Below are 24,860 nucleotides of genomic sequence, written 5' to 3'. Positions count from 1 at the left end.
ACCTGCTGGAGAAGGTCAAGGTGGTGACCGAGTGGGTGGCCACTGGGGTCGAGGTGGCCGCCGCGCTGGTCATTGCGGCGGCGGTGCTGGTGGCCCTGGGACGGGCAGCCACGGCGTTTGTGCGGCCCAGTACGCAACCAGACGTGCAAAAAGAAAGCCTGAGGTTAGAGCTGGGCCGCTGGCTGGCGGTCGCCCTGGAATTCACGCTGGCGGCCGATATTCTGCGCACGGCCATCGCGCCCTCCTGGGACGACATTGGCAAGCTGGCCGCCATCGCGGCGCTGCGAACACTGCTCAATTTCTTCCTTCAGCGCGAGATTGATGGGCATCAGGCGCGGCAAGAGGATAGGGACTGATACGGCCTCCGATTGAATCGAGCAGAATGCCGGGTGGACTCCGAGCGGACTTGGACAGCTGAGCAGCAGACTTGAAAAGCTTCTCAGGAGAGCGAGCAAGAACAGATGCGGATTGCGCGATATGGAAGCGCCGACGGTGCCTTTCTTTGCGGTGCGGCAATGAAGCGCAATCCGTATGATTGGCCTTTCATCTCACGGCTGACTGTGGGTGAGGGGTCGCCTTTGCTTTTCCTACGTGCGACCGATGAAGCGTGGAGTGCCCAACTTGGGCTGACTGGAACCTGGGGACCTGTCAGCAAAGGCCGCCCGGTTTCCCCAGTTCAAGCTGGGTTGGCAGATTCTAGGGACGGCCAGGGCTATCAAGGAGAGTCAGACCAGGCCATCCCACAGGAGAGGGCTGAGCAGGCCTGCTCAGCCCTCGTCGCGGGGGCAGACCGGGTTCTAGCCCTCGCCCAGCACGCTCTGCACCGTTTCCAGCACCCGCTCTCCATAGGCCTCAAGGCGCTTGGGGCCAAAGCCGGGGAGGTCTTGCATCTCGGCCAGGGTGCGGGGCTGACGGGCCGCCAGGGCTTCCAGCGTCGCGTTTGGAAAGATGACAAAGGCGCTGTGGCCTGTTTCCTTGCTCAGAGCCTTGCGTAACTCGCGCAGGGCCTCGGCCACTTGCTCGGTGTGCGCCGGGTCGGCGGGGGCAGTGGGAGGTAGCAGCACTGGCTCGGGCGCCGGGCGACCTTTGAGGATGCCCAGCAGCGCAGTGTTCTCGCGTGCGCCGCGTTCAGGGGCGCTGACCGGAGCGGGCATCAGGCCGCCCAGCGAGTCGCGGACCAGCTGCACCACCTCGTCACCGTAGTCGGCCAGCTTGCGCTGCCCCACCCCGCTGACGGTGCCCAGAGTCGCGTGGCTGGTGGGCTTGAGTTCGGTGATAGCCTTGAGGGTGGCGTCGGTGAAGATGACGTAGGGCGGCACGCCCAGGCTGCGGGCGCGGGCCAGGCGCCAGCCGCGCAGGGCTTCAAACAGCGGTTGGTCGCTGGGAGACACAGGAGCGCGGCTGCCGCCCCGGTCGCGGGTGCGCTCGCGCTTATTCGTTTTGGGTTGTAATGTGTCTTCCCGCAGCACCAGGGCCGTCTCGCCTTTCAGAAGCGTGCGGGCCTTGCCGGTGGCCGACAGCCCGTGGTATTCACCCGCCGCCAGGTAGCCCAGGCTGACCAGCTGGCGCAGCACCCCACGCCACACCTTCTCGTCGTGCGCGGCGCCGACCCCAAAGGTGGGCAGGGTGTGGTGGCCCATGCCCACAACTTTCTCGGTGGCGCGGCCCAGGAGCACGTCCGTCAGGTGGGCGGCGCCGTAGCGGTTGCCGGTGCGAATAGCGGCCGACAGGGCCATTTGCGCCTCGCGGGTCATGTCACGCACCTGGGGCGGATTCAGGCAGGTGTCGCAGTTGCCGCAGGGGCCGTGAAAGCTCTCGCCGAAGTAGGCCAGCAGCACCTCGCGGCGGCAGGCGGCGGTTTCGCAGTAGGTCAGCAGGGCGTCCAGCTTGCCCGCCTCGGCGCGCTTGACCTCTTCAGGGGCGTCGCTGCCCGCCAGCATGCGGCGGACATTCACCACGTCGGCCAGGCCGTACACCATCCAGGCGGTGCCCGGCAGGCCGTCACGGCCAGCGCGGCCCGTTTCCTGGTAATAGCCTTCCATGCTCTTGGGCAGGTCCAGGTGGGCCACAAAGCGCACGTTGGGCTTGTCAATGCCCATCCCAAACGCCACAGTGGCCACCACGACCAGCCCTTCCTCGTTCAGAAACCGCTCTTGGGCCTGGTTGCGTTCACGCGGCGAGAGGCCGGCGTGGTAGGCCACCGCGTCAACCCCCTGAGCGCAGAGCCACTGCGCCGTCTCCTCTACCGACTTGCGTGACAGGCAATACACGATGCCCGCGTCCCCGGCGTGCTCCGAGCGGATAAAGTCCAGCAGCTGGGTCTTGGGCCCTTCCTTGTTCGCCACGCGGTACTGAATGTTGGGCCGATCAAAGCTGGAGATGAACTGCGGCGCCCCTTGCAGGCCCAGGACGCGCAGGATGTCGGCGCGGGTGCGGTCGTCGGCGGTGGCGGTCAGGGCCATCCGGGGAATATGCCCGAAGCGCTCGGGCAGCATGCTCAGGCCCTGGTATTCAGGGCGGAAATCATGCCCCCACTGAGAAACGCAGTGCGCTTCGTCCACCGCGAACAGGGCCACGGGGGCGCGCTCCAGAAGGTCCAGGGTCCGGGGCAGGAGCAAGCGCTCCGGGGCCACATACAGCAGGTCGAGGTCGCCTGACAGCAGCGCCGCCTCGACCTCACGGGCACCTTCGGGCGAGAGGGTGGAATTCAGGAACGCGGCCCGCACGCCCAGGGCGCGCAGGGTGTCCACCTGGTCTTTCATCAGCGCAATGAGGGGCGAGACCACGATGCCCACGCCAGGGCGCAGCAGACTGGGCACCTGATAACACAGGCTCTTGCCGCCGCCGGTGGGCATCAGCACCAGGGCGTTGCCACCGTCCGTCACCGTCTGAACAATGTCGGCCTGCACGCCCCGAAAGGCGTCGTAGCCCCAGACGGTTTTCAGGACACTCAGGGCGGATTCAGGGGTGGGCAGCACGGCAGACATCGCCCCTCAGCATAGCGCGTTCTGTGCAGAGCGTAATGAAAAAGAGCGGCCCCTCTACTTCGCCTTGACTTCAACCGGCACGCGCAGGTCGGCGCTCACCTTTTCAAAGCGGTCCCGCAGGAAACGCCCGTGGCTCAGGAGATCCTGACTGCCGCTGCGCAGCGTGCTGTTAATCACGTCCTGAACACCTTCCAGGAGTAGTTCTAGCTGTTCGGCCAGCAGGGCGCGGCCCGTTTTGCCGTCCTGAAGAGGGGCAGAATCGGCCAGCGAACGCGGCAGTTTCAAGTAGGCGTTCACAGCGCCGGGGGCGTACTCGTCGCGGATGGCGCGGGTCAGGTAACCCGCCTCACTGCCGTCCACGCCCTGCGTCTGCAGCAGCGACAGGGCTTCCTGGGTCCGCAGGTTCAGGGCCGCCAGCTGCGCCCGGGCCTCGGGGGGCAGGCGCTCATCGCGCAGCAGGGCGACCAGGGGGCTTTCGGCGGCCGGCATGGGCGTGCCACTGGCCTGGGCAGGCAGAGGCGCCGGAACAGCTTCGGCGGGCGCTTTTTTCGTCTTGCGCTCCTCGCGGCCCCAGGCGCCCGAAGCCAGCCAGATCAGCGCCATGACGAACAGGGGATACACCAGCCAGCCCGCGCCCAGTGCGATGAACGCGGCGGCCGCCACCAGCGCCGCCAGCAGGCCGCCTTGTGCCCGCCGCCAGTGCCCAAACGCGTGCGAGCCGAAGTACCCCAGGAGCATGCCGGCGGCCGGATGCACCAGCCAGGCCGCCCCCAGGACTGTAAGGAGCACCACCACGGCAGCGGCGCGGGCCACCACCGCCGCGTGGCGTCCAGCAGGCGAAAAGACGGAAGACGCGAAAAAGGCCACGGCGAAGCCGCCCGCCACCTGCACCATCCAGCTCAGAGGACCCAGCCATTCCTGCACAGTTTCGACGGCGGCCAGCATAGGCACAGCGTACACCCGGCGCGCATGCTTACAGCAGCAACTGCACGAACACGAGGTCCAGCCAGCGGTCAAACTTACGGCCCACCTGCCGGAAATGGGCGACCGGCACGAAGCCCAGCCGGGCATGAAAGGCCAAGCTGCTGGTGTTCTCGGCGTCCACACCGCCAATCAGGCTGTGCAGGCCACGCTGGCGGGCCTCCGCAATCAGGGTGGTCATGAGCAGGCGCCCAGCGCCCTGGCCCTGCGCGTCTGGGGCCACGTAGACCGAGTGCTCGGCGGTGAAGCGGTAGCCCGGCTTGGCGCGGAAGGGGCCGAAGGTGGCCCAGCCCACCACCTGCCCGCCCTGCTCAGCCACCCAGACCGGCCAGCCGTCCGCCTGCCTGGCCTCGAACCACGCCAGGCGCGAGGCTTCGGTGACGGGCTCCAGGTCATAGGAGGCGGTGGTGTGCACGACGGCATGGTTGTAGATGGCCGTGATGGCCGGCACGTCCCGAAGGAAAGCGGGGCGAACAAGAGGCGCGGTGAACATGGCCCAGAGCCTAATACGGCCTGTCGGCTATCAGGCCCACCACCCGGCCGCCCTGCTCACACCTCGCTGGTCAGCTGCCCCGCGCCCAGCCGCTTCGCTTGAAGAGCACCGTGTTGGCTGGCGGCAGACCCGTAAGCCGGACCTCTCCAGCCATGCGAAAGGGCCACAGCAATTTCGCTGCGGCCCTCTGTGGACTTCTTTCTTTACTTGCGCATGCTGGGGTTCAGCACTTTCTTGCGCAGGCGGATGCTCTGGGGGGTCAGCTCCACCAGCTCGTCCTCGCTGATGTACTCCAGGGCGTCTTCCAGGCTCAGGCGCTTGGGCGGAATCAGGGTCAGCGCGTCGTCCGCGCCGCTGGAGCGCACGTTGGTCAGCTTCTTGTTCTTGCAGACGTTGACGTTCATGTCCTGCTCGCGGGCGTTCTCACCCACGATCATGCCCACGTACACGTCGGCTCCGGCGTCGATGAAGAAGCCGCCCCGGTCCTGCAATTTCCAGATGGAGTAGGCGAAGGCCGTGCCGTCTTCCATGCTGACCAGCGAGCCATTCTGGCGGGTCTTGAGTTCCCCGGCCCAGGGCGCGTAGCCGTCGAAGATGTGGCTCATGATGCCCTCGCCCTGGGTCATGGAGAGGAACTGGGTACGGAAGCCGAACAGCGCCCGGGAAGGAATCTTGAACTCCACGCGGGTGCGCTTGCCCTGCGGCTCCATATTGACCATCTGGCCCTTGCGCGCGCTCAGGACACCGATCACGGTGCTGGCGTGCCCCTCCGGCACGTCGATGACGAGGTGCTCGACCGGCTCGTGCTTCTCGCCGTCGATCTCGCGGATGATCACCTGCGGCGAGCCGACCTGAACTTCATAGCCCTCACGGCGCATGGTTTCGAGCAGGATAGAGAGATGCAGCTCGCCGCGTCCGCTGACCTTGAACTCGTCGGGGCGCAGTTCCTCGACCTTGAGGGACACGTTGGTCATCACTTCGCGCTTCAGGCGGTCGTTGAGGTGGCGGGAGGTGACGTACTTGCCCTCTTTGCCCGCGAACGGGCTGGTGTTGGGTTGAAAGGTCATCGACACGGTCGGCTCGTCCACCGTGATGATGGGCAGGGCTTCCGGGTCGGCCAGGTCGGCCACGGTTTCCCCGATCTGCGCGTCCTCAATGCCCGCCAGCGCCACAATGTCGCCCGCACTGACGGTGTCTGCCTCGATGCGGCGCAGGCCCAGGTGCGTGAAGGGCTGCACGATGCGCGACTTGGTCATGGTGCCGTCTTTGTGGATCAGCTGCACGAACTCGCCCTTCTTGACAGTGCCGCGCTGGATGCGCCCCAGCACGATGCGCCCCAGGTACTCGGAGTAGTCGAGGTTGGTCACGACCATCTGGAAGGGGGCGTCTACATCCACGGGCGGCGCGGGAATCTGCTCCAGCACCATCTCGAACAGCTCGTGCATGTCCTCCTGCGGGTTGTCCAAGTCCTTGTACGCCTTGCCGTCGCGGGCCACGGCGTAGAGAATCGGGAAGTCGAGCTGCTCGTCGCTCGCCCCCAGTTCGGCCATCAGGTCGAAGGTCAGGTTGACCACGTCCTCGATGCGGGCGTCCTGGCGGTCGATCTTGTTAATGACGACCACGATCTTGAGGCCCAGCTCAATGGCCTTGCGAAGCACAAAGCGGGTCTGGGGCATGGGGCCTTCAGCGGCGTCCACCAGCACCAGGGCGCCGTCCACCATGCCCAGCACGCGCTCCACTTCCCCGCCGAAGTCGGCGTGGCCAGGGGTATCAACGATATTGATCTTGACGCCCTTGTATTCCACGGCGGTGTTCTTCGCCAGGATGGTGATGCCACGTTCCTTTTCCAGGTCGTTGCTGTCCATGGCGCGTTCGGCGATTTCTTCACCGTGGCCCAGCTTCAGGGTCTGCTTGAGCAGGCCGTCCACCAGGGTGGTCTTGCCGTGGTCAACGTGGGCGATAATGGCGATGTTGCGGTATTCCATAGTTGCAGCTCCTTAGGTGCGGAGCGGTTGGCCCCGGCGGCGCGGGCGGCCTTCTGCTCTCATTGGCATGAAAAAGCCCGCCTCACATCGCGTGGGCGGGACACCCAAACAGAAAGTTTAGCAGAAATCAGAGGCTCTGGACAGTCTGTCAGGGCCCCCGATTGAAGTGTTCGCAGAAAGCTTCAGTCCGAGCAGGGCGGGTATCCGAACGTGACACCGACACATTAGGGCCCTTCTGATGAGTGAGCTGGGCAGACAGGACACGCCTGATACGGCCTTCTTCTGATCTGGCCCTCCCAGTGCCCTGTCAACATAAGGATGGCCGCACCACAGCCCTGCCAGGCGACCCAGTTGTGTGCCCACACAGCAAGGTCAGCGTTTGCCCGGCGCCCCCTATCTTGACCGACCCTTTAAGCCGGGCCACGCGGGGACCGCTCACCGTAGGGTGAAGGGTATGGCGGACTTTGTGCAGGCGCTGAGCAGCCCCTCGGCGTGGGTCGGTGTGCTGAGCCTGACCCTGCTGGAACTGGTGCTGGGCATTGACAACGTTGTGTTTATCACGCTGCTGGCGTCCCGGTTGCCCGCCGCGCAGCAAGCACTGGCCCGCACCGTGGGGCTGGCCCTGGCCGTCGTCACGCGCGTGGCGCTGCTGAGCGGCATTGCCTGGCTGACGCGCCTTCAGGAACCGCTGCTGACGGTGCTGGGCCAGGGGCTCAGCGTACGCGACCTGATTCTGATTGGCGGCGGGCTCTTCCTGATGGTCAAGAGTGTGCGCGAGCTCTCGCGGATGGCGGCCGACCCCCTGGGCACCGGCGAGGCCAGCGCCGGCCAGGTCTCGCTGCTGAGCGTCATCCTGCAAATTCCCCTGATTGACGTGGTATTCAGCCTTGACAGCGTAATTACGGCCATCGGTATCAGCGGCAACGTGCCAGTCATGGTCACCGCCGTGGTCCTGGCGATGGTCGTGATGGTGGCGGCCAGCGGACCCATCAGCCGGTATCTGGACGCGCACCCGCCGCTGAAACTGCTGGCCGCTGCCTTCCTGCTGCTGGTGGGAACCAATCTGGTGGCCGAGGCCTTCGAGGTGGGGGTGCCCAGCGCCTACCTGTATTTCACGATGCTGTTTGCCGGCGTGGTCATGCTGTTTACCGTGCGCGCCGCCAGAACGGTGCGGGCGCAGGCGGTGTCGCAGGCCCTTGAGGCCGCGCAGCAGGACCAGTCAGAGCGGCAGTCAGGTTAGTGGCGGAAGTTGACTGAATGCCCCTGCTAGAGCCCCCAGCCACGCTTCCACTCAGCCCAGCGGCACCCACCACCAGCCACCGATATCGTGGCGGCTCGCCCCCCGCGCGGCCTGAAGGGCGCCCCGGTTGTGGCCGTGGATGGTGCCGCTCAGGACTTGCTGGTCGCCGGGCAGGTGCCGGGCCAGCAGGGTGCTGAGCGCCGCGCCCAGACGACGGCCCCTGGCGTGTGGCGCCAGCAGCACTTCCTGAATCACCTGGGTGTCCAGTCCCAACTGCGGGTACGCCTGAGTCCCGGCGTACCCCGCCCACTGCCCCTGCCACAGCACGTCAAACATCGTGCCAGCAGCGATGGTCTTGTGGAGATCGTCCTCACTCAGAATTCTGGCCTGCTCTGGATGCCCAGGGTGGTCGGTGTCCACAGCGGCGTAGGCCGCGCAGGCTTCGGCGTACTGGGCGGCGTCCACGGTAGGCCGCAGGGTCAGGCCGCCCGGCACGGCGCCGCCGCGCAGGTCAGGCAGTGGAGCTGCCAGAACACGCCGGTCTGGGGCCAGGTCTGCCCAGATTGTCTGGGGGGCGGCACTCCAGAACCGCAGCCTGGGGGGCTGAAAGGCGCGGTAGACCTGAGCGGCCGAGCCCAGGGCAGCCAGGTCGGCGGGCACGACAGGCCGGGAAGTCACGCTGACCTCGACGAAAGGTTGGCTCACATCCAGCCCTTTAAAGCGGATGCTGAGCATGGCGTGCAGGTCGCTGTGCACATGGACCCAGTGATTCAGGTACTCGGGCGCGGCCGGACCCGCGTTCAGGAAAGCGGCCCGCTGCCCTGCAAGGTCAAGGTCGGTGGCGAGTTGCAGGTCAAAGGCGTGGTCCCCAGCCAGGTGGCTCAGGCGCTCGGAGGGGGCACCCCAGGTCAGGGTCAGGGGATGCTGGGCAGCCAGGCTGAAACGGGCCAGGTCTGCGGCCGTGGGCAGATCAGAAAGGGTCACTGGGATAAGCGTAGTGGTCACCTCTGGCCCTGTCTCGCACCTTTGCCTGGAGCCACTCTGCTACCCTGTGGCGACCTAACGAGCGTTTGGCTCCTCACCCCCGGAGGCCCCACATGAAAAGCAAGAACGAGTGGATGCAGAGCGTCTACAGCCCGGCCGCGCAGAAGTTCCCCGAGCGCAAATACAACTTCAAGAACCTGTCGGACATGGACCCCGAGCCGATTTACACGGCCGACGACCTGAAAGACTGGGATGCCGAGCGCGACCTGGGCTATCCCGGCGAATTCCCCTACACGCGCGGTGTGCAGCCCAGCGTCTACCGAGGCAAGCTCTGGACCATGCGCATGTTCGCGGGCTTCGGCAGCGCCGAGCAGACCAACGAGCGCTTTCACGCGCTGCTCAAGGCCGGTCAGACGGGCCTGAGTACCGCCTTTGACCTGCCGACCCTGATGGGTTACGACTCGGACCACCCCTTTTCCAAGGGCGAGGTCGGCAAGTGCGGCGTGGCGGTGGCCAGCTTGGCGGACATGGAGATTCTGTTTCAGGGCATTGACCCTACTGCCGTCACCACCTCCATGACCATCAACAGCCCGGCCAACGCCATCTGGGCCATGTACATCGCCAACGCGCAGAAGCAGGGCAAGGATCTGGGGCGGGTCGGCGGCACCATCCAGAACGACATCCTGAAAGAATTTATCGCCCAGAAGGAATTTATTTACCCGCCCAGCCCCAGCGTCAAGCTGGTGATTGACACCTTTGAATGGGGCCCGAAAGTGGTGCCCAAATGGAACTTCGTGTCAGTGAGCGGCTACCACATCCGCGAGGCGGGGGCGACCGGGGTGCAGGAACTGGCCTTTACCCTGGCTGACGGCTTTCACTACGTGGAAAAGGCGATGGAACGCGGGCTGGACATTGACGACTTCGCGCCGCGCATCAGCTTTTTCTGGGACATTCACAACGACTTTTTCGAGGAAATTGCCAAGCTGCGCGCCGCCCGGCGGATCTGGGCGCGGCAGATGCGCGACCGTTACGGCGCCAAGAACCCCCGGTCATGGATGCTGCGCACGCACTCTCAGACCGCCGGGGTGTCGCTGCCCGCCCAGCAGCCCCTGAACAACATCGCGCGCGTGGCGATTCAGGCGCTGGCCGCTGTGCTGGGCGGCACCCAGAGCCTGCACACCGACTCGTTTGACGAGGCACTCGCGCTGCCCACCGAGGAAGCCGCGACCATTGCCCTGCGCACCCAGCAAATCATTGCCTACGAAACCGGCGTGGCCGGTGTGGTGGACCCCCTGGCCGGCAGCTACTACGTCGAGAAACTGACGGGTGACATTGAAGCCGCTGCAATGGGCTATATCGAGCAGATTCGCCTGATGGGCGGTGTGGAGGCCGGCATTGAAAGCGGGTTCTTCCAGATGGAAATGGCCGAGGCCGCCTACCGCTATCAGCTGGAAGTCGAGCGCGGAGAACGCATCATCGTGGGCGTGAACGACTTCGTGCAGGACGCGGTCGAAGTGCCTATCCAGCTCATCGACCCAGAAGTTGAGCGTGTGCAGGAAGCCCGCCTGGCCCAGGTGCGCCGCGAGCGCGACCCCATGCGAGTGGAGGCGGCACTGGCAGCCCTGCGCGACACGGCTGTCACGGGCGCCAACTCCATGCCCGCCTTCTTGGAATGCGCCCACGCCTACTGCACACTGGGTGAGCAGATGGACGTGCTGAAGACGGTGTACGGCGAATACGTGGAACCGGCGGTGGTATAAGAGCCCACCGGGCAGGGCGCCATGCGTACACATGGCGCCCTGCGTATTTGATAGAGGCTGTCAGTTTTGGGGCTTCATCAGCAAATGACAGCCTGCTCCGCCATGAGCGGAGGCCGCCTCACTTATTTCAGCCAGGGTGGGCTGGCCTCTTCACCAGTGTCACGGAAAAAACGCATCCCAGCTGGAGAAATAATCAGCCACTCGGCGTCCACGTCACCGGTGTTATCCACGCGGTGCAGGATCTCGGCAGGCATAATCAGTGTGTCGTGGGCGCCTAACCGGACGCGCTCATCGCCTTGACTGACGGTCACCTCACCTACGAGCATCACCATGACCTCTTCCCGCGACTGCCGGTGAAGGGGATTAAATCCGCCGGGCTGTTGACGTTGGTGAATGACCGTGACCTCAGTGGCTCCCAGTCGGGGGGTAGCCAGCGCCGTACCCCAGTTGCCGTTGGGGGTTTCGAGTGCTTGCATGTGCTGAGCGTGGAGCACCATCATAAGAACCTCCCTGTCCTCTATAGACAAACTCGGATATAGTAAACCATCTTGTCTAATTAGACAAGGAGACTGACCATCTTGCCCCAGAAACCAGATTCCGTTACTCTCGAACATGCCCGCCAGCACCATGTCGGCCGCCTGCTACACCGGGCCGCACGGGCCTATAACATCCTGGCATTAGACAAACTGCATCAGCGCGGGCACACCACCCTGAGTCTGGCCCATACCAATCTTCTGCCCTATCTGGACACCGGGGGCACGCGAATTGTCACGCTAGCTGAGCGTGCCGGAATGACCAAACAGGCGGCAGGGCAGCTGGTCACCGAGCTAGAAAAGGGCGGCTACGTCCAGCGGCACCCCGACCCCGACGATGGCCGGGCCACGCGAGTCCAATTCACAGCAGCAGGTTGGCACTACCTGCTGGACGCACAGACCATCAAGCAGGAGATTGAGGCTGAGTACCGCGCGGCGCTTGGTCAGCCTCTCTGGGAGGAGCTAAATACGGCGCTTCGCCGCCTCGTTGGCGAAGATCCACCCCTCTAGAAGGCCGTTTGATATGGGATTGCTGATCGCGCTGCCCCGCTGTTTACCCCCACCTGGAGACTGTACTGGTCTGCCGCCGCATCACCATTCCGACTGAGTAACACGTGGATCTGCCAACTTTTAAGGAGTCACCTCAAACACAGTCACATTGTTCAGTGCCGTGCCCAGACCAGCCCCTACCGTCAGGCTGCGGCTGTCGGCACTCCAGGCCAGAAAGGCGGGCCGGTCGCCCAGAGGCGCGCTGGTGGCCGTCACGCGGCCCGTTTCGGGGTCCAGCAGCGTGACCTGCCAGCCGGCGTCGGCGCGGGTCACGGCGGCCAGGTGGGCGCTGTCGGGGCTGTACCGCACGCCGCCTTCCTGATCGCTGACGGTGGGCAGAGCGGCAAACGGCGAGCGCTGGCCAGGGCGGTACAGGTCCAGGCCGCCCCCAGCGCGCACGTACGCGAACTGACCTTTCCCACTGATGTGCACGTCAGCGTAGCGCACCCCAGCCACGACCGGCAGCGGAAAGCGTTTGGCGTTGGCGGTCAAGATGACAGCGGGGTCACCGCTGCGGGGAAACACATAGGCGCGGGTAGCGTCGGGCGAGACGGTGACGCGCGCCGCGCCCGACACGGGCAGCGTGACCGCCACCTGGCCGGTTTTCTGCGCCACCACCACCAGGCGCGTGTCGTCCCAGACGGCCGCGTGGTTGCCCCAGTGACTCACACTCAGGTGGGTGCCGGTGCGGAGGCTGGCACCAGGGCGACGCTGGCCACCACTGAACTGGCTCAGGGTTGCGCCGCCTGCCCTGTCACCGCTCAGCAGCCAGGTGAACCGGTTCATGGTCTGCACAGCCATCACGTCCCCAGCGGCGGCCCGCGTCCCAAGTTTCAGGGCGCCGCCGGGCAGCAGGGCCAGCGCTTCATTCGTGGCGGGGTCTAGCCCGCCGCCAGTCAGGACACCCGGCAGGGTCAGCAGAGTCCGGGGCGTGGTCAGGTCAGGGGCACTGTCCAGCAGCACGTTGCCCTGCACGGTCAAAACCCGGCCGCTGGGGGTCAGGGCCGCCGGGGCAGCCTGCAATCCGGCCACAGGCAGGAGCCGCTCTCGGTGACCGGTTTGCAGGTCGCGCACCTCGGCCTGACCCACACGCAGGGCCAACACGCTGCCATCAGGTCGGGGCAAGGCACTGACCACTGCGCCCGCCGCGTCACTCCGGCGCACCACCACTGACGCTGGGAAGCCTGCGCGTAGGGCATACACCTCACCACCCGCCTGCACGGCAGCGGTGCGGCCATCCAGACTGAAGGCGACGGGGCCCAAGGTGCAGGGCACGGCGCAGGCCACCGCGCTTTGAATGCTCAGGGTGGCGCTGTCGAGCAACTGGACGCGCTGACCACGTGTGACCACCACGCGCAGGCCGTCCGGAGCCGTGACCAGCGCGTCTACCCCATCGCCCACCGGGGCTGTGCGTGCCAGGGTGGTCAGCGAGACCCGCTCGGTCCCCCGCCCTGACCCAATCAGGAGGTCCTGCGCACCGCTAAAGCCCGCCCCCACCACCCCAGGCGTCTCCAGGCGCGCCAGGCGCACTCCGTCGGCCAGGCGCCAGACACTGACCTGCTCGGCGGTGCGGGTCAGGGCGTAGCGGCTATCTGAACTCACACTCAGGCCAGCGCAGCGGTCGCCCGTGGACAGGCTGCGCCGCATCTCGCCGCCAGCGCCCAGCAGCAGCAGGCGGTCCCCCAGGCAGGCCACCAGGCCGCTGGTCAGCGGGCGCAGTTCCAGTGGGGTGTCGCCGGGCACACTGAGGAGGGTGCGGGGGGATAGCGAAGCCGCACTGGCCGGTAAGGCTGAGCAAATCAGCAGCGAGCCCAGCAGCAGGCGGGTAGAGCGGCGCATCACCCGCTCACCCTGACCAGAGCACATGGGACAGCGAGCGCGTGTAGGGGCCACCGCAAAAGACCCAGAAAACTTCTCACGCGCGGCAGTGTAGTGCATGGCCGAATGTGGATTCTCCGTTGACCTCCGCCGTCAGAAAGGACGTGGCCCAGACACTTGGCAGCAGGACAGCCGGGAGCTATTGGCGCACTGTCAAAGCGGTCTGTTGAGGGAAATCTTCAAGCCTTGATGGCCGTCGTAGACAGCACTTGAAATGGAATTGACAGGTAGCGGTTCTCCGCAGGGTGAAATGGCACACCGCAGTCAGACCTTTCCTGACACACAAAGCGGACAGCCTCCTCAATCAGGCCGTCCAGCTTCTTCTCCCAGATTGTCGTATGGCCTGAGCTTCTTCCAGTTCAGGACCGAGTCATTGACCTGGGACAAACCGGCCACCGAACTTCTCACCTGTGCCCAGAGCAGCCTTTCTGGTCCTGCCCCCAGCTGTTCCAGATGGCCCGTTCAGGCGATCAGGCGGGGGCGGTTCAGCGCTGCGTGCTGCATCAGGAGGAGGTAGCCGGCACTGCCGGAGGCCAGGCGACCAGCGGTGTGCAGGGCGCGCAGGGTGGGCAGGTGATACCAGTTCCCCTCTCCGTCCTGAATGAGATCCCGAGAGGTAAAAGCAACAGCTTTCAAAGACTTGCCCGACTCGTCCATACGCTCTCCCCAGGTCCCCCGCGCAAGCGTGAAGGATCTTTTAAGTGTCTTAAATTATCTCCACATCACCTGTCGCAAATCTGACACATCTGCTCAACAGGCAGCGTGGCTTCAACGAGCCATTTGAAATAGGCATACAGCGCAACGTTGAGTCAGACCGCATAGGTGCCTGAAGTCGTTAGAGGTTGGCAGACATTCCCTGAACATGAGGCGGCTGCATCTCAAGATTGATCTCTTTCCCGATGCGCCCAGTTGTGTTGAGCACAAAACAGACTTCTGATTCAACTGGATTCCACAACAGGCCGCCGTTGTACCTTTTTGCGGACAGCGGTGGAAGCAGAACGGCTCCAGCTGAGGAGAAGCGCTGATAGAACAACACCCCCTCATCGGCTCAGCGATGAGGGGGCACAGTTGAAGCCCGTAGGGTGCGGTCAGAAGGTGTAGCTCTTGGGCACGACGGTCACGCCACTGTCGGTGACGGTAAAGCCACGCGCCCGGTCTTCCTCGGGGTCCAAACCGATTTTCGTGCCGGGCGGGATCACCACATTCTTGTCCACGATGACGCGGCGCAGGTGGGCATGGCGGCCCACCTCGACCTCATCAAACAGCACGCAGCTTTCCACCAGTGAATACGAGTGGGTACGCACGTTACGGCCCAGCACACTGTCCCGTACTGTGCCCCCGCTGACGATGATGCCCCCGGCCATGATGGAGTTGAAAGCCTGGCCCTTGCGGCCATCACTTTCATGGACAAACTTGGCAGGCGGCGAGAATTCGCTGCTGGTGCGCAGCGGCCACTGCGGGTTGTAAAAGTCGAACTCGGGGTTGATGCTCACGAGGTCCATGTTGGCTTCGTAGTAGGCGTCCAGCGTCCCCACATCGCGCCAGTAGGTGTTGGCACTGGCCTGCCCCGGAATGGGGTTGCGGTGAAAGTCGTAGGCCATCACCGTGTAGCCGTCGGACAGGGCGCGCGGAATCACGTCGCCGCCGAAGTCAAAGCCGTCCTCACCGCCGCCCATGTTGGTTTCCAGCAGTTCTTCCAGCGCCCGGCGCGAGAAGATGTAGTTGCCCATGCTGGTCAGACTGGTGCCGGGTTGGCCGGGAATGGCGGGGGGGTCTTTGGGCTTTTCCAGAAACTGGGTCACGCGCCAGCTCTCATCCACATGCATCACGCCAAATTGGTGCGCCTGCGCCTGGGGCATGGGATAGGCCGCAATCGTCACGTCGGCGCGGCTGTCAATGTGCTTTTGCAGCATGTGCTCCACATTCATCTTGTAAATGTGGTCACCGCTGAAAATGGCGATGTAATCGGCTTCGTAATTGTCAATAAGGTGCATGTTCTGGTAGACGGCGTCGGCGGTTCCCCGGTACCACACCGGACCCAGTTCCTCGATCCGGTACATCTGCGCCGGGACGAGCGTGATGAAGTAGTCGCTCAGGAAGGTGCCAAAGCGCCATCCGCGCTGGATGTGCTCTGTCAGGCTCTGGGCCTTGTACTGCGTCAGAACGTAGATGGAAAACACGCCCGAATTGATGAAGTTGTTGATGGCGAAATCGATGATGCGGTACTTGCTGCCAAATGGCACAGCCGGTTTGCTGCGTTTCTGGGTCAGTGGGGCCAGCCTGGACCCCTGACCACCCGCGAGAATCATGCCGAGAACCCTTGCTTTCATGCGCTCCCCCTGAAAATCGGCTTTCGGTCAATACGGCGCCCGCCACCTGAAGGCGGTCACCGTCACTGTACTGGCTGGGCGCGGTGTTCACACCCGGCGTGCCTGAATGTCCACTCCGGCGGCCTTGACGGGGGCTTACGCTAGCGGGCCAGCGCCGCGCGCACATGCCGGCGCGCTTCACCCTCACTTAACAGCGCCGCGCCCAGCTGAGTGCGTGTAAAGGTCAGCTGCCGCTTGGCGTACTGGCGGGTGGCCAGGGTCACCTGCTCGGCGGCGGCCTGAACGCTCAGGGTGCCCTGGGCCACCGCCAGCGCTTCGCGGTAACCCAGCGCCTGCCAGGCGGTCGGGCGTGGGGTCTGGTCGGGGCTCACCTGGGTGGCCAACCACGCCGCCTCGTCGGCCCAGCCCGCCGCAAACATGGCCAGGGTGCGGGCGTGCATGCGGGCCTCTAGCTCAGCCGGAGGCCGGGTAAAGGCCACCACCTCGTAGCGGTAGGCAGGTGCCTGATGCCCGAATTCGCCGGGGTAGCGGCCGGTGCGGCGGTACAGTTCGGCGGCGCGCACCACCCGGCGCGGGTTGCGTTCCAGGCGGGCGGCCTCCTGGGGGTGGCGGCGTTCTATCTCGGCGAGCAGGGCGTCCAGGCCACGTTCTTGTAACTCGGCCTCGACCTCGGCGCGCACCTGGGGGTCGCTGGGTGGGGTCAGCGGCAGGCCACGCCGCAGGGCCGCCAGATAAAAGCCGGTGCCGCCGACAATCAGCGGCGTGCGGCCCCGCGCCAGAATATCGGCAATGGCGGCTTCGGCCAGGGCGACAAACTGCGCCACATCGAACGGCCCGGTCACGCTGGCCACGTCCAGCAGATGGTGGGGCACCTGCGCGCGTTCAGCAGCCCCCGGCTTGGCGGTGCCGATATCCAGCCCCTGGTACACAGTGAAGGCGTCAGCGCAGACCAGTTCGGCGCCGGCCTGCTCGGCCAGGTCTAGCGCCAGGGCGCTTTTGCCCGCAGCGGTGGGGGCAGTCAACATAGGCAGGGCGCGCACGGCGAGGATGATAGCCTGTGCGGCATGAACGAACCCGTACTGGCGCGCCTGCACCACCTGATGACGCTGCGGGAAGAGGTGGAAACCCTCTCGGCCCCAGCCGTCTGGAGCCCGGCCGCTGACTGGACCGAGGATGACACCCACCTGTTGCTGTGCCTGGACGTGCCCGGCGTGGCCGCCGAGACCCTGGAAGTGCAGGAGGACGGCGGCCAGGTCACGGTGGCTGGTCACCGGGAGGCCGCCCCCCGCCTGCTAAGCGGGGAGCGGCCCAGTGGCCCCTTTAGCCGCACCCTGACCTTCCCGGAAGCCGTGCTGCCCCAGTCAGGTGTGGCCAGCCTAAGCAGCGGCGTCCTGACCATCCGCTTTGAAAAGCGCCACCCCACCATTAACGTGCCGTCCAGCGACCTGAACGGCGAGGGACGCTAGAGAGGACAGAGAAGCCGGCGAGCGCCCGTCCCATTGGTCTGGAGCCGTGCAGAGAGATGCAGAGAAGCCAGCGGCTTGATGGGCCGTTAAAAGCAATGTTGATTGAGAGTTTGCCGCAGTCACCCCGAAGCAGATGGCTGCCCCAGTGTTGTCCATCGTCGCCATGACGCAAGGAAGAAGCCGCTTTGCCTTACCGCCAGCGGCTTCTTCCTCGCCTGAACAGGCTAGATACTCAGTGTGCGGGCGCAGCGGTAGAGGTCGCGGCTGACATCCTTGCGTTGTTCCCACGTTTCGGGTAGAGGCGTGAAGCTGGTTTCGTGGTTCTGGCGGCCCACCATCACGCCCTTACGGCCTTCCATCAGCGCGTAGACGGCGGCCTCGCCCAGGCGACTGGCCAGCACCCGGTCAGACGACACCGGCGTGCCGCCGCGCTGGATGTGGCCCAGGATGCTCACGCGGGTTTCCATGCCGGTGCCCTGCTCAATGGCCGCCGCCACCCCCTGTGCGCCCCCTGGATACCCCTCGGCCACGATGATGATGCTGCCCAGCTTGCCGCGCTTGACACTGCTGCGCACCGTCTCTAGCACGCTGTCCATGTCCTTGGCGTCTTCGGGGATAAACACCTCCTCGGCGCCGCCAGCCACCGCCACGTCCAGGGCGATGTGGCCGGCGTGGCGGCCCATGACCTCAATCACGAAGATGCGCTCATGGCTGGCGCCGGTGTCGCGCAGCTTGTCTACAGCGTCCAGCGCCGTTTCTACCGCTGTGAAGTACCCGATGGTGTGGTCGGTGCCGTACAGGTCGTTGTCGATGGTGCCGGGCAGACCGATAACGGGGATGTTGTGCTCTTCTTGCAGGTAGTGGGCACCGTGAAAACTGCCGTCACCGCCGATGACGATCAGAGCGTCCACATCGTGGGCGTGCAGGTGGCGGGCGCCGCGCGCGCGGCCCTCGGGGGTGCGCCAGGTGTGGCTGCGCGCCGAGAGCAGGATGGTGCCGCCGCGCTGGATGGTGTTGGCCACGTCTCTGGGCCCCAGGGTCACGAAGTCGCCCCGGTGCAGGCCGGAAAAGCCCCGGCGCACGCCGATCACCTCGATGCCCTGGGAGGTCGCGGTGCGCACCACGGCGCGAATGGCCGCGTTCATGCCGGGGGCGTCGCCGCCGCTGGTCAGGACGGCCACGCGGCGAATGTTGGCCGGGTTGGGTTGGGGGGGACAGTGGGGCAGGTCGGTCATGGAAAAAAGCCTCGTTGGTCTGGAAAAAGGGTCAGTCTTGCGCGCCTGTACTGGTCGCCTGAAGCGCCAGCGCATAAGCGTCATTCTTACGCAAACCCAGGCGGGTCAGCTGGTCACGTATATCCCTGACGCCCAGGCCCTGCGCGGCCAGGTCGCGGGCCTGCTCGGCGTAGTCGGCGGCCTGGGGGGCCGGCGTGGCTGGCGCGCCCGCCACCACCACCACAATCTCGCCCCGCACGCCCTCCTGAAAGTGGGTCGCCAGGTCGGTCAGGGGGCCGCGCGCCGTTTCCTCAAACCTCTTGCTGAGTTCGCGGGTCACGCTGGCGGCGCGCTCAGGGCCACATGCGCCGGCCAGGTCCAGCAGTGTGGCGTGGAGGCGGTGGGGACTCTCGTACAGCACACTCGTTTCGGCGCGGTGCGCCACGGCTTCCAGGCGTTCGCGGCGCTCGCGGCCGCTGCGGGGCAAGAAACCTTCAAAGGCGAAGCGCCCTGCGGGCAGGCCCGACAGCACCAGGGCCGGAATCAGGGCGGTAGCCCCTGGAAGCACTTCCACAGGAATGTCAGCCGCGATGGCTGCCTGCACCAGTTCGGCGCCGGGGTCGCTGATGCCCGGCGTGCCTGCGTCACTGACATAGGCCAGGCGGGCGTGGCGCTCCAGCAGTTGCGGCGCGCGGTGCATGGTGTGAGCGTCCAGGCGTACCAGCGGCTTGCGAATCCCGAGGTGGGTCAGCAGGGCGCCGGTGCGCCGGGTGTCCTCGCAGGCCACGGCGTCGGCGCCGCGTAGCACCTCCAGGGCCCGCAGGGTGACATCACCCAGGTTGCCCACTGGGGTCGGCACCAGCCACACGCGGGCACCACTGGGGAGGGCCGGACTCTCAGCCTCTCCTGGCCCGGTGGCCGTCAGGTCCAGCTCGGGCCCTTCAGTCATCGGCCGCCCGTGCGCCGTCCTGACGCAGCACCGGGCTGCCCGCGTCCAGCCCTGCCCCACTGACCGCCAGGCCAGGCGTGGGCTTGAGGCGCACGCGCACCTTGCGGGGCCGCTTGAGGACATTCGTGATGCGGGCGCGCAGCAACTCGCCCTCACCCACCGTCACCGTCACGACCGTGCCCTCAGGGAGCCGGCCGCCAATGACCACCACCACGCCGTTTTCCACGACGCCCTTGTACGCTTTCATGTTTCTCTCCCCTGCGCGCGGCGCACGCGGCGTTCGGCTGCCGACTGCGCTTCCCGGAGCGCCACGATTTCTGCTTCCCGCGCGCCGCCCAGGCGGGCGTAACGGTCAATGACTTCTGCGGCTTCCCGGCGCCGGTCCAGGCGCAGCAGCAGGGCGGCCAGGTGTTCGCCCCCCACAAAATAGGCGCGCGGGTTGTCCGGCTCGGCGGCAATCTGGGCGCGCGCCGCGTTCAGGCGTTCCAGACGGGCGCGGTGGTGGTTGACCTGCCAGCGCACCAGAAAGGTGGCCAGGCTGAAGGTCAGCGCCGCACCCAGAATAGACAGCATCACGGCCTCTGGCACACCCACCTGTGCGCCCAGCTGCACCGTCAGCGGAAAGCTGAAGGCCAGCACCACCAGCACCGCCAGCGTTGCGGCGTAGTTCATGCCTGCTCTCCGGGAAAGCACGCGCAAATCGGGCCTCGCATGGCCCCCAGTGTAGCGGGCAGGGGGCCGCCGCACGCTAAGCTGCCCGGCGTGCGGCTGCATATCATCACCGTCGGAGAGCCGAGGCTGGCCTACGCCCGCGCGGGCTGGGACGAATACGAAAAGCGGCTGCGGCGCTACCACCGCCTTCAGGTCACGCGGGTCACTGGGCGCACCCAGGCCCAGGAAAGTGAGGCGGTACGGCGGGCCGCTGGACGTGCGCCGCTGCTGCTGCTCGACCCACGCGGGACGCAGTTTTCCTCGGAGGGCCTGAGTGCCTATCTGGACGCTCAGGCGGTGGGTGGTGTCGGCGAGCTGGCCCTGGCGATTGGGGGGCCAGAGGGCCACACCGACGACCTGCGCGCCGGCGCGCACCGCCTCTGGAGCCTGGGGCAGCTGACCCTGCCGCACGACCTCGCCATGGTGGTGCTGTTAGAAGCCCTGTACCGGGCCGCCACCATCAGTGCGGGCGAGCCGTATCACCGGGCTTAGCCGGCAGGCGGCGTACCATGCCCGGCATGACCAGCGCTTCCCCCTCCGCCCCGGCGGCCGACTGGCTGGCCACGCCCACCCTGCGCGGCCGCCTGATTGAGCTGGGGCCGCTGAAGCCCGAACACGCAGCCGACCTCTGCGCCGGAGCCGACGAGCACACCATTCGCTTTCTGGCGCGCGGCGGCCCCAGCGCGCCGACCCCAGAGGCGTGGGCCGAGTACATCGAGCGGCTAAATGCCCTGCCGCAGCGGGTCAATTTTGCCGTCTGGCAGGAGGGGCGCGTGGTGGGCCGCATCAGTTACAGCGAGGTGAGGCCCGCCGACCGCTGGGCCGAGATCGGCACCATGCTGCTGCCCGCCGCGCAGGGCACGGGGGTCAACCCCGACGCCAAGCGGCTGCTGCTGGCCCGCGCCTTCGAGGTGCTGGGGGCTGGCCGGGTTCATTTCAAGGTGGATGCCCGCAACGAACGCAGCCGCCGCGCCATGCGCCGTCTGGGCGCGGTGGAGGAAGGGGTTTTACGGGCCTATCAGGTCCGGCCAGACGGCCAGGCGCGCGACAGTGTGATGTTCAGCGTACTGAGGGACGAGTGGCCGGCCGTACGCGACGGACTGAACCGGCGGCTGGACGAACTGTTTGGCCCCACTCCATGAGAAGAGCTTCAAGATTGTCATCAGGCTGCCTGTTAGCGTGACCGCTGATGCCACGCCCCTTGCTGCCGGTCTGCCTCGCCGCATTGACGCTGCCCTGGACATCGGGCGCCCTGATTGTGCCTATGCCCGGCTGGACGCCGGTGGGCGGCGACGCGAATTACTGGACCGACGCCAGCGGCAACTGCCTGATGCGCGAGGAGAGGCATGGGCAGGCCTTTCCCCGCTTTGGCACCCCCGAAGAGGCCCGCGCCTTTGCCCTGAAGTTGCAGGGCAGCCTGGGGCGCAACGTGCGCAACGTCGTCACCCAGCCGGTGGACCGCGCCGGCATCTGGAGCGTGCTGGCCGCCTACGATTTTCAAGAGGGCGGGGTGAATTACCGCGTCAGTCAGCTGTATCTGAGTGACAGCGGCCTGCTGCGCACCGTGACGGGCAGCAGCGCCGCCCAGGACGCTGGCACCTGCGTCAATGAGATGCGGGACTTTATTCGTTATCTGGCCGACTGATCAAGGCCTCTGGTCAAGCCGTTCCTCCAGCATGGATTCACCCAATTATTGATCACGGTTAGGGTTCGCACGGGTCTCCTGAGCATTTGGGCTGACACGACACTGTTCAAACCGCCCGCGCTTTTCCAGCGTTTCTTCCTCGCCGTTCTGTTTTGCCCTCCGGCCCAACGTACTCTCGCATCAGGCGTATAAAACAGACCTATGCCCACGTTCGAGACGACCTTGAGACTGGAACGCAAGACGGCCACCGGCATCGAAGTCCCCCCACAGATCGTGGCGGAACTCGGCACGGGGAAGAAACCGGCCGTGACGGTGACCCTGAACGGTTACACGTACCGCAGCACGGTGGCGGTGATGGGCGGCCGGTACATGTTGCCGGTCAGCGCCGAACATCGTCAGGGTGCAGGCGTTCAGGCAGGAGACCACGTGAGTGTCACCCTCCACCTGGACACGGAACCCCGTCAAGTCACTGTGCCTGACGACTTGCAGGCCGCGCTGAACGGCACGCCAGGCGCCTCAGAGCGTTTCGGACGGCTTTCTTATAGCCAGCAGCGTCAGCATGTGTTGGCGGTGGAGGGCACCAAGAACCCCGAGACCCGTGCCCGGCGGGTGGCGAAAACCATTCAGACGCTCACAGAGGATGATTGATCACGGGAGAGCTGTGATACGGATTCCGTTTGTTTCGTTGACCAATCGGGAAAACGCCGATTTGCCAACTCCACGTCCGGAACCCGTTTTTCTCCTTCTCGCTCTGCGGCGCAGCTTTGCAAGTCCGCTCGGATTTCATCGTTTTTGCAAACGATTTAATCGGAGTCCGGATGAGAGGATCTGCCGAGTCTCAAGGCGGACATGACGCTGTTGAGACACCCCAGCATCAAGTCAAGCTGTACAAAGCTACGCCGTGCTCAAGAGAGGAAGCAGAGAAACGGTGACAGCGAGGAATGAAGGCACCGCAGCGGCTAACCTGGACTCTGCATGCGGGCGGCGCTGGCCGGGCGCGTGGTAGGCTCCGCGCTTGAGATGACGTTGCGAAGCGGAGTGAAGCGGCCATGATGATTGTCACGGCGCTGCTGTCGTGGTTTCTGGTGGGCCTGTTCGTGCGGGTCAGCAAGGCGCGGGGCTGGGGCCAGCGGGTGCGGGTGGACGGCCCACAGACCCATCTGGTGAAAGAAGGCACGCCCACCGCCGGCGGCGTGCCCTTCGTGCTGGCGGCGCTGCTGGTCTTTGTGCCGCTGTACCTGAGCGGCAACGCTGGGGGACCGCGCGAACTGCTCATCATGCTGACGGCGCTGGGCATGGGCCTGGTCGGTGGGGCCGACGACCTGCTGAAAATCCGCTCGCGCATGAAGGGCGGCGGCAAGACCGAGCTGCTGGCCCGCGAAAAATTCCCACTTCAGTTTGTGGTGGCCGCCGCGTTCGCGTACTTCGCCGCGCCGCTGGCCTCGCATGAGCTGGTGCCCAGCCTGGGGCCAGTGGGCGACGTGATTCTGCTGACCCTGGTCATGGTGGGCAGCGTGAACGCCTTTAACTTTGCCGATGGCGTGGACGGGCTGCTGGCAGGCGTGGCCATTATCGTGCTGCTGCCGCTGCTGGGGCTGTCGCCCGTGGGGGCGCTGCTGGCGGCGGCGCTGCTGGGCTTTCTGTGGTTTAACGCCTACCCGGCGCGGGTCTTCATGGGCGACATGGGCAGCCACGCCATCGGGGCCATTGCGGCGGGCGCTTATGTGCTGTACGCCGATGTCTGGCTGCTGCCGCTGGCCGCCATCATTCCAGTGGTCGCCACCCTGAGCATCATCATTCAGGTGGCCTCGTTCAAGTTGCGCGGCAAGCGGGTCTTCAAGATGGCGCCCATTCAGCACCACTTTGAACACAAGGACATCGGCTGGCCCGAAACCCACGTCACCATGCGCTTCTGGGCCATCACGGCGGTGGCCACAGCCGGCGTGTGGTGGCTGCTGGGTGGGCGGCCGTAACAGAGCGGGACAGTGGGAGGAGGGGCAGCGCGCCTCTCCTCTTTTTTGATGAGGAGCAGCGGCAGACGGAACTCTTTTTAAAGTTCTGGCCCAGCACCCTGCCCACATGACTTTTCCTTGGCAGAGGCCGTCTTGCCTTTCTCGGTTTGCTCGCCCCTCGTCCATGCTTACGGCTTCTCTTGATCCCACTGAAGTCCATCTTCCCCTGGGCTGCGCATTACACTCGGGCGCGTGACGTTGCCCCTCCCTGACCTGTCCCGCCTGCTGGCCCGCCGCGCGCCGCTGGCCGCGCAGGGCACCACCCTGTACCGCGCCGCGCACCTGACCGAAACCGGCGGGCAGTTCACGCTGGATGTGGCGGGCGACACGGGCATGCTGAGCCTCTACGACGAATTGACGGGGGCTCAGGAACACGAGCTGGCCGCCGCCTGTGCACAGGCTGTGCCCCTGGCCAGCGTGTACCTCAAGCGCCGTCCTGTGGGGGCCAGCCACGCCGCCAATGTCCAGCGGGCCGAGCTGACCCCGGCCGAGCCTATCTGGGGGGCAACCCAGCCCGAAGTGGTGGGCCTGGAAGACGGCGTGCCCTTCCTGATTCGCCCCGGCGCCGACCTGAGCGTGGGCCTGTTCACCGACGCCCGCCCGGCCCGCGCCTGGGTGCGCGCCCACTCGGCTGGGCGGCGGGTGCTGAACACCTTTGCCTACACCTGCGGCTTTGGCCTCAGCGCGGCGCTGGGCGGGGCGACGGCGGTCAAGAATGTGGACCTGTCGCGCAAAGTGCTGTCCTGGGGGCAGGCCAACTACGCTCTGAGTGGCCTTCACGCTCCTGACCAGGATTTTCTCTACGGCGACGTGTTCGAGTGGCTGGGCCGGCTGGAGCGGCGCGGCGACACCTTCGACCTGGTGGTGCTGGACCCGCCCAGCTTCGCGCGGGGCAAGGCGGGGGTGTGGCGGGCTGAGCGCGATTACGGGCGGCTGGCCGAACTGGCTGCGCGAGTTACGGCGCCGGGCGGGCAACTACTGGCGCTCCTGAACCATGCAGGCGTGACGGGCCGCAGTCTGGCCCAGATGGTAGAGGCCGGGGCAGCGGAAGCGGGTCGCCCGGCCAGCCTCGTTCGCCAGTTCGGGGCCGGTGAGGATTATCCGGACGCCACACACCTGAAGGTGCAGGTCTGGACGCTGGAC

The 24,860-nt window shown here is 65.9% G+C and carries 25 protein-coding genes; 11 read left to right on the top strand and 14 right to left on the bottom strand.

Annotation, left to right across the window (positions count from 1 at the left end; genetic code table 11):
* The first annotated feature begins 2 nt into the window (after nt 1-2).
* Nucleotides 3-356: a DUF1622 domain-containing protein gene (locus GO986_RS19200; RefSeq protein ID WP_157461104.1), complete on the top strand. Its 354-nt coding sequence runs from the start codon at nt 3-5 to the stop codon at nt 354-356.
* A gap of 441 nt (nt 357-797) precedes the next feature.
* On the opposite strand, the gene recQ is transcribed toward GO986_RS19200, so the two are convergent.
* The 4 genes from recQ to typA all read right to left on the bottom strand — a co-directional run bounded on the left by recQ (nt 798) and on the right by typA (nt 6,446).
* On the bottom strand, nt 798-2,987 hold the full coding sequence (gene recQ / locus GO986_RS19195) for a DNA helicase RecQ (RefSeq protein ID WP_157461060.1): 2,190 nt from the start codon (nt 2,985-2,987) through the stop codon (nt 798-800).
* Between the two features lie 54 nt (nt 2,988-3,041).
* A complete protein-coding gene (locus GO986_RS19190) occupies nt 3,042-3,932 on the bottom strand; it encodes a hypothetical protein (RefSeq protein WP_232337901.1) in 891 nt (296 codons plus the stop codon).
* A 28-nt stretch (nt 3,933-3,960) separates the two neighbouring features.
* A complete protein-coding gene (locus GO986_RS19185) occupies nt 3,961-4,461 on the bottom strand; it encodes a GNAT family N-acetyltransferase (RefSeq protein WP_157461058.1) in 501 nt (166 codons plus the stop codon).
* Between the two features lie 203 nt (nt 4,462-4,664).
* Complete coding sequence (typA, locus tag GO986_RS19180; protein WP_157461056.1) at nt 4,665-6,446, bottom strand: translational GTPase TypA; 1,782 nt, start codon at nt 6,444-6,446, stop codon at nt 4,665-4,667.
* A 454-nt stretch (nt 6,447-6,900) separates the two neighbouring features.
* Here typA and GO986_RS19175 point away from each other — a divergent pair, with 454 nt between their 5' ends.
* Nucleotides 6,901-7,686 carry a TerC family protein gene (locus GO986_RS19175; protein WP_157461054.1) on the top strand — a complete coding sequence of 262 codons (786 nt, stop codon included), beginning with the start codon at nt 6,901-6,903 and terminating at the stop codon, nt 7,684-7,686.
* A gap of 51 nt (nt 7,687-7,737) precedes the next feature.
* Here GO986_RS19175 and GO986_RS19170 read toward each other — a convergent pair whose 3' ends face one another.
* Entirely contained in the window at nt 7,738-8,670 is a 933-nt protein-coding gene (locus GO986_RS19170) for a hypothetical protein (protein WP_157461052.1), read from the bottom strand.
* Between the two features lie 113 nt (nt 8,671-8,783).
* Here GO986_RS19170 and GO986_RS19165 point away from each other — a divergent pair, with 113 nt between their 5' ends.
* On the top strand, nt 8,784-10,430 hold the full coding sequence (locus GO986_RS19165) for a methylmalonyl-CoA mutase family protein (protein ID WP_157461050.1): 1,647 nt from the start codon (nt 8,784-8,786) through the stop codon (nt 10,428-10,430).
* Nucleotides 10,431-10,552: 122 nt separating this feature from the next.
* Here the strand turns inward: GO986_RS19165 and GO986_RS19160 are convergent, their stop codons facing one another.
* Complete coding sequence (locus GO986_RS19160; protein WP_198170829.1) at nt 10,553-10,906, bottom strand: cupin domain-containing protein; 354 nt, start codon at nt 10,904-10,906, stop codon at nt 10,553-10,555.
* A gap of 102 nt (nt 10,907-11,008) precedes the next feature.
* On the opposite strand from GO986_RS19160, the gene GO986_RS19155 reads away from it, so the two are divergent.
* Nucleotides 11,009-11,473 (top strand): MarR family winged helix-turn-helix transcriptional regulator, encoded by a 465-nt coding sequence (locus tag GO986_RS19155; protein ID WP_157461046.1) that lies wholly within the window; start codon nt 11,009-11,011, stop codon nt 11,471-11,473.
* A gap of 120 nt (nt 11,474-11,593) precedes the next feature.
* Here the strand turns inward: GO986_RS19155 and GO986_RS19150 are convergent, their stop codons facing one another.
* From GO986_RS19150 to miaA, 4 genes are all read right to left on the bottom strand, one after another.
* Nucleotides 11,594-13,351, bottom strand: a complete 1,758-nt coding sequence (locus tag GO986_RS19150; protein ID WP_157461045.1) for a WD40 repeat domain-containing protein — start codon at nt 13,349-13,351, stop codon at nt 11,594-11,596.
* Between the two features lie 501 nt (nt 13,352-13,852).
* Entirely contained in the window at nt 13,853-14,047 is a 195-nt protein-coding gene (locus tag GO986_RS19145) for a hypothetical protein (RefSeq protein ID WP_157461043.1), read from the bottom strand.
* Nucleotides 14,048-14,478: 431 nt separating this feature from the next.
* Nucleotides 14,479-15,720, bottom strand: a complete 1,242-nt coding sequence (gene glgC, locus GO986_RS19140; protein WP_157461041.1) for a glucose-1-phosphate adenylyltransferase — start codon at nt 15,718-15,720, stop codon at nt 14,479-14,481.
* A 140-nt stretch (nt 15,721-15,860) separates the two neighbouring features.
* Nucleotides 15,861-16,760 carry a tRNA (adenosine(37)-N6)-dimethylallyltransferase MiaA gene (gene miaA / locus GO986_RS19135; RefSeq protein ID WP_369409480.1) on the bottom strand — a complete coding sequence of 300 codons (900 nt, stop codon included), beginning with the start codon at nt 16,758-16,760 and terminating at the stop codon, nt 15,861-15,863.
* Nucleotides 16,761-16,784: 24 nt separating this feature from the next.
* Here miaA and GO986_RS19130 point away from each other — a divergent pair, with 24 nt between their 5' ends.
* Nucleotides 16,785-17,186, top strand: coding sequence for an Hsp20/alpha crystallin family protein (locus tag GO986_RS19130; protein ID WP_157461039.1), 402 nt, complete (start codon nt 16,785-16,787; stop codon nt 17,184-17,186).
* Nucleotides 17,187-17,410: 224 nt separating this feature from the next.
* Here GO986_RS19130 and pfkA read toward each other — a convergent pair whose 3' ends face one another.
* The 4 genes from pfkA to GO986_RS19110 are packed head-to-tail and all read right to left on the bottom strand — an operon-like array spanning nt 17,411 to nt 20,021.
* The gene (gene pfkA, locus GO986_RS19125) at nt 17,411-18,421 is read right to left on the bottom strand and encodes a 6-phosphofructokinase (protein ID WP_157461037.1); all 1,011 of its coding nucleotides are present in this window, start codon (nt 18,419-18,421) and stop codon (nt 17,411-17,413) included.
* A gap of 31 nt (nt 18,422-18,452) precedes the next feature.
* Complete coding sequence (rsmI, locus tag GO986_RS19120; RefSeq protein WP_157461035.1) at nt 18,453-19,349, bottom strand: 16S rRNA (cytidine(1402)-2'-O)-methyltransferase; 897 nt, start codon at nt 19,347-19,349, stop codon at nt 18,453-18,455.
* Entirely contained in the window at nt 19,342-19,596 is a 255-nt protein-coding gene (locus GO986_RS19115) for a hypothetical protein (protein WP_157461033.1), read from the bottom strand. Before GO986_RS19115 ends, rsmI begins: the two co-directional genes overlap by 8 nt.
* The gene (locus GO986_RS19110) at nt 19,593-20,021 is read right to left on the bottom strand and encodes a hypothetical protein (protein ID WP_157461031.1); all 429 of its coding nucleotides are present in this window, start codon (nt 20,019-20,021) and stop codon (nt 19,593-19,595) included. Before GO986_RS19110 ends, GO986_RS19115 begins: the two co-directional genes overlap by 4 nt.
* Before the next feature lie 90 nt (nt 20,022-20,111).
* On the opposite strand from GO986_RS19110, the gene GO986_RS19105 reads away from it, so the two are divergent.
* From GO986_RS19105 to GO986_RS19080, 6 genes are all read left to right on the top strand, one after another.
* A complete protein-coding gene (locus GO986_RS19105) occupies nt 20,112-20,552 on the top strand; it encodes a 23S rRNA (pseudouridine(1915)-N(3))-methyltransferase RlmH (RefSeq protein ID WP_369409479.1) in 441 nt (146 codons plus the stop codon).
* Between the two features lie 26 nt (nt 20,553-20,578).
* Nucleotides 20,579-21,202: a GNAT family N-acetyltransferase gene (locus GO986_RS19100; protein ID WP_157461028.1), complete on the top strand. Its 624-nt coding sequence runs from the start codon at nt 20,579-20,581 to the stop codon at nt 21,200-21,202.
* 47 nt (nt 21,203-21,249) lie between these two features.
* Entirely contained in the window at nt 21,250-21,705 is a 456-nt protein-coding gene (locus tag GO986_RS19095; RefSeq protein ID WP_157461026.1) for a hypothetical protein, read from the top strand.
* 201 nt (nt 21,706-21,906) lie between these two features.
* The gene (locus GO986_RS19090) at nt 21,907-22,353 is read left to right on the top strand and encodes a YdeI/OmpD-associated family protein (RefSeq protein ID WP_157461024.1); all 447 of its coding nucleotides are present in this window, start codon (nt 21,907-21,909) and stop codon (nt 22,351-22,353) included.
* A 401-nt stretch (nt 22,354-22,754) separates the two neighbouring features.
* Complete coding sequence (locus GO986_RS19085; protein WP_157461023.1) at nt 22,755-23,678, top strand: phospho-N-acetylmuramoyl-pentapeptide-transferase; 924 nt, start codon at nt 22,755-22,757, stop codon at nt 23,676-23,678.
* A gap of 231 nt (nt 23,679-23,909) precedes the next feature.
* A partial coding sequence (locus GO986_RS19080) for a class I SAM-dependent rRNA methyltransferase (RefSeq protein WP_369409478.1) occupies nt 23,910-24,860 on the top strand: 951 nt, incomplete at its 3' end.

Origin of the sequence: Deinococcus arboris, from assembly GCF_009755355.1 — a bacterium.
Classification (GTDB): domain Bacteria; phylum Deinococcota; class Deinococci; order Deinococcales; family Deinococcaceae; genus Deinococcus; species Deinococcus betulae.
This window is presented reverse-complemented; position numbering and strand designations above follow the sequence as displayed.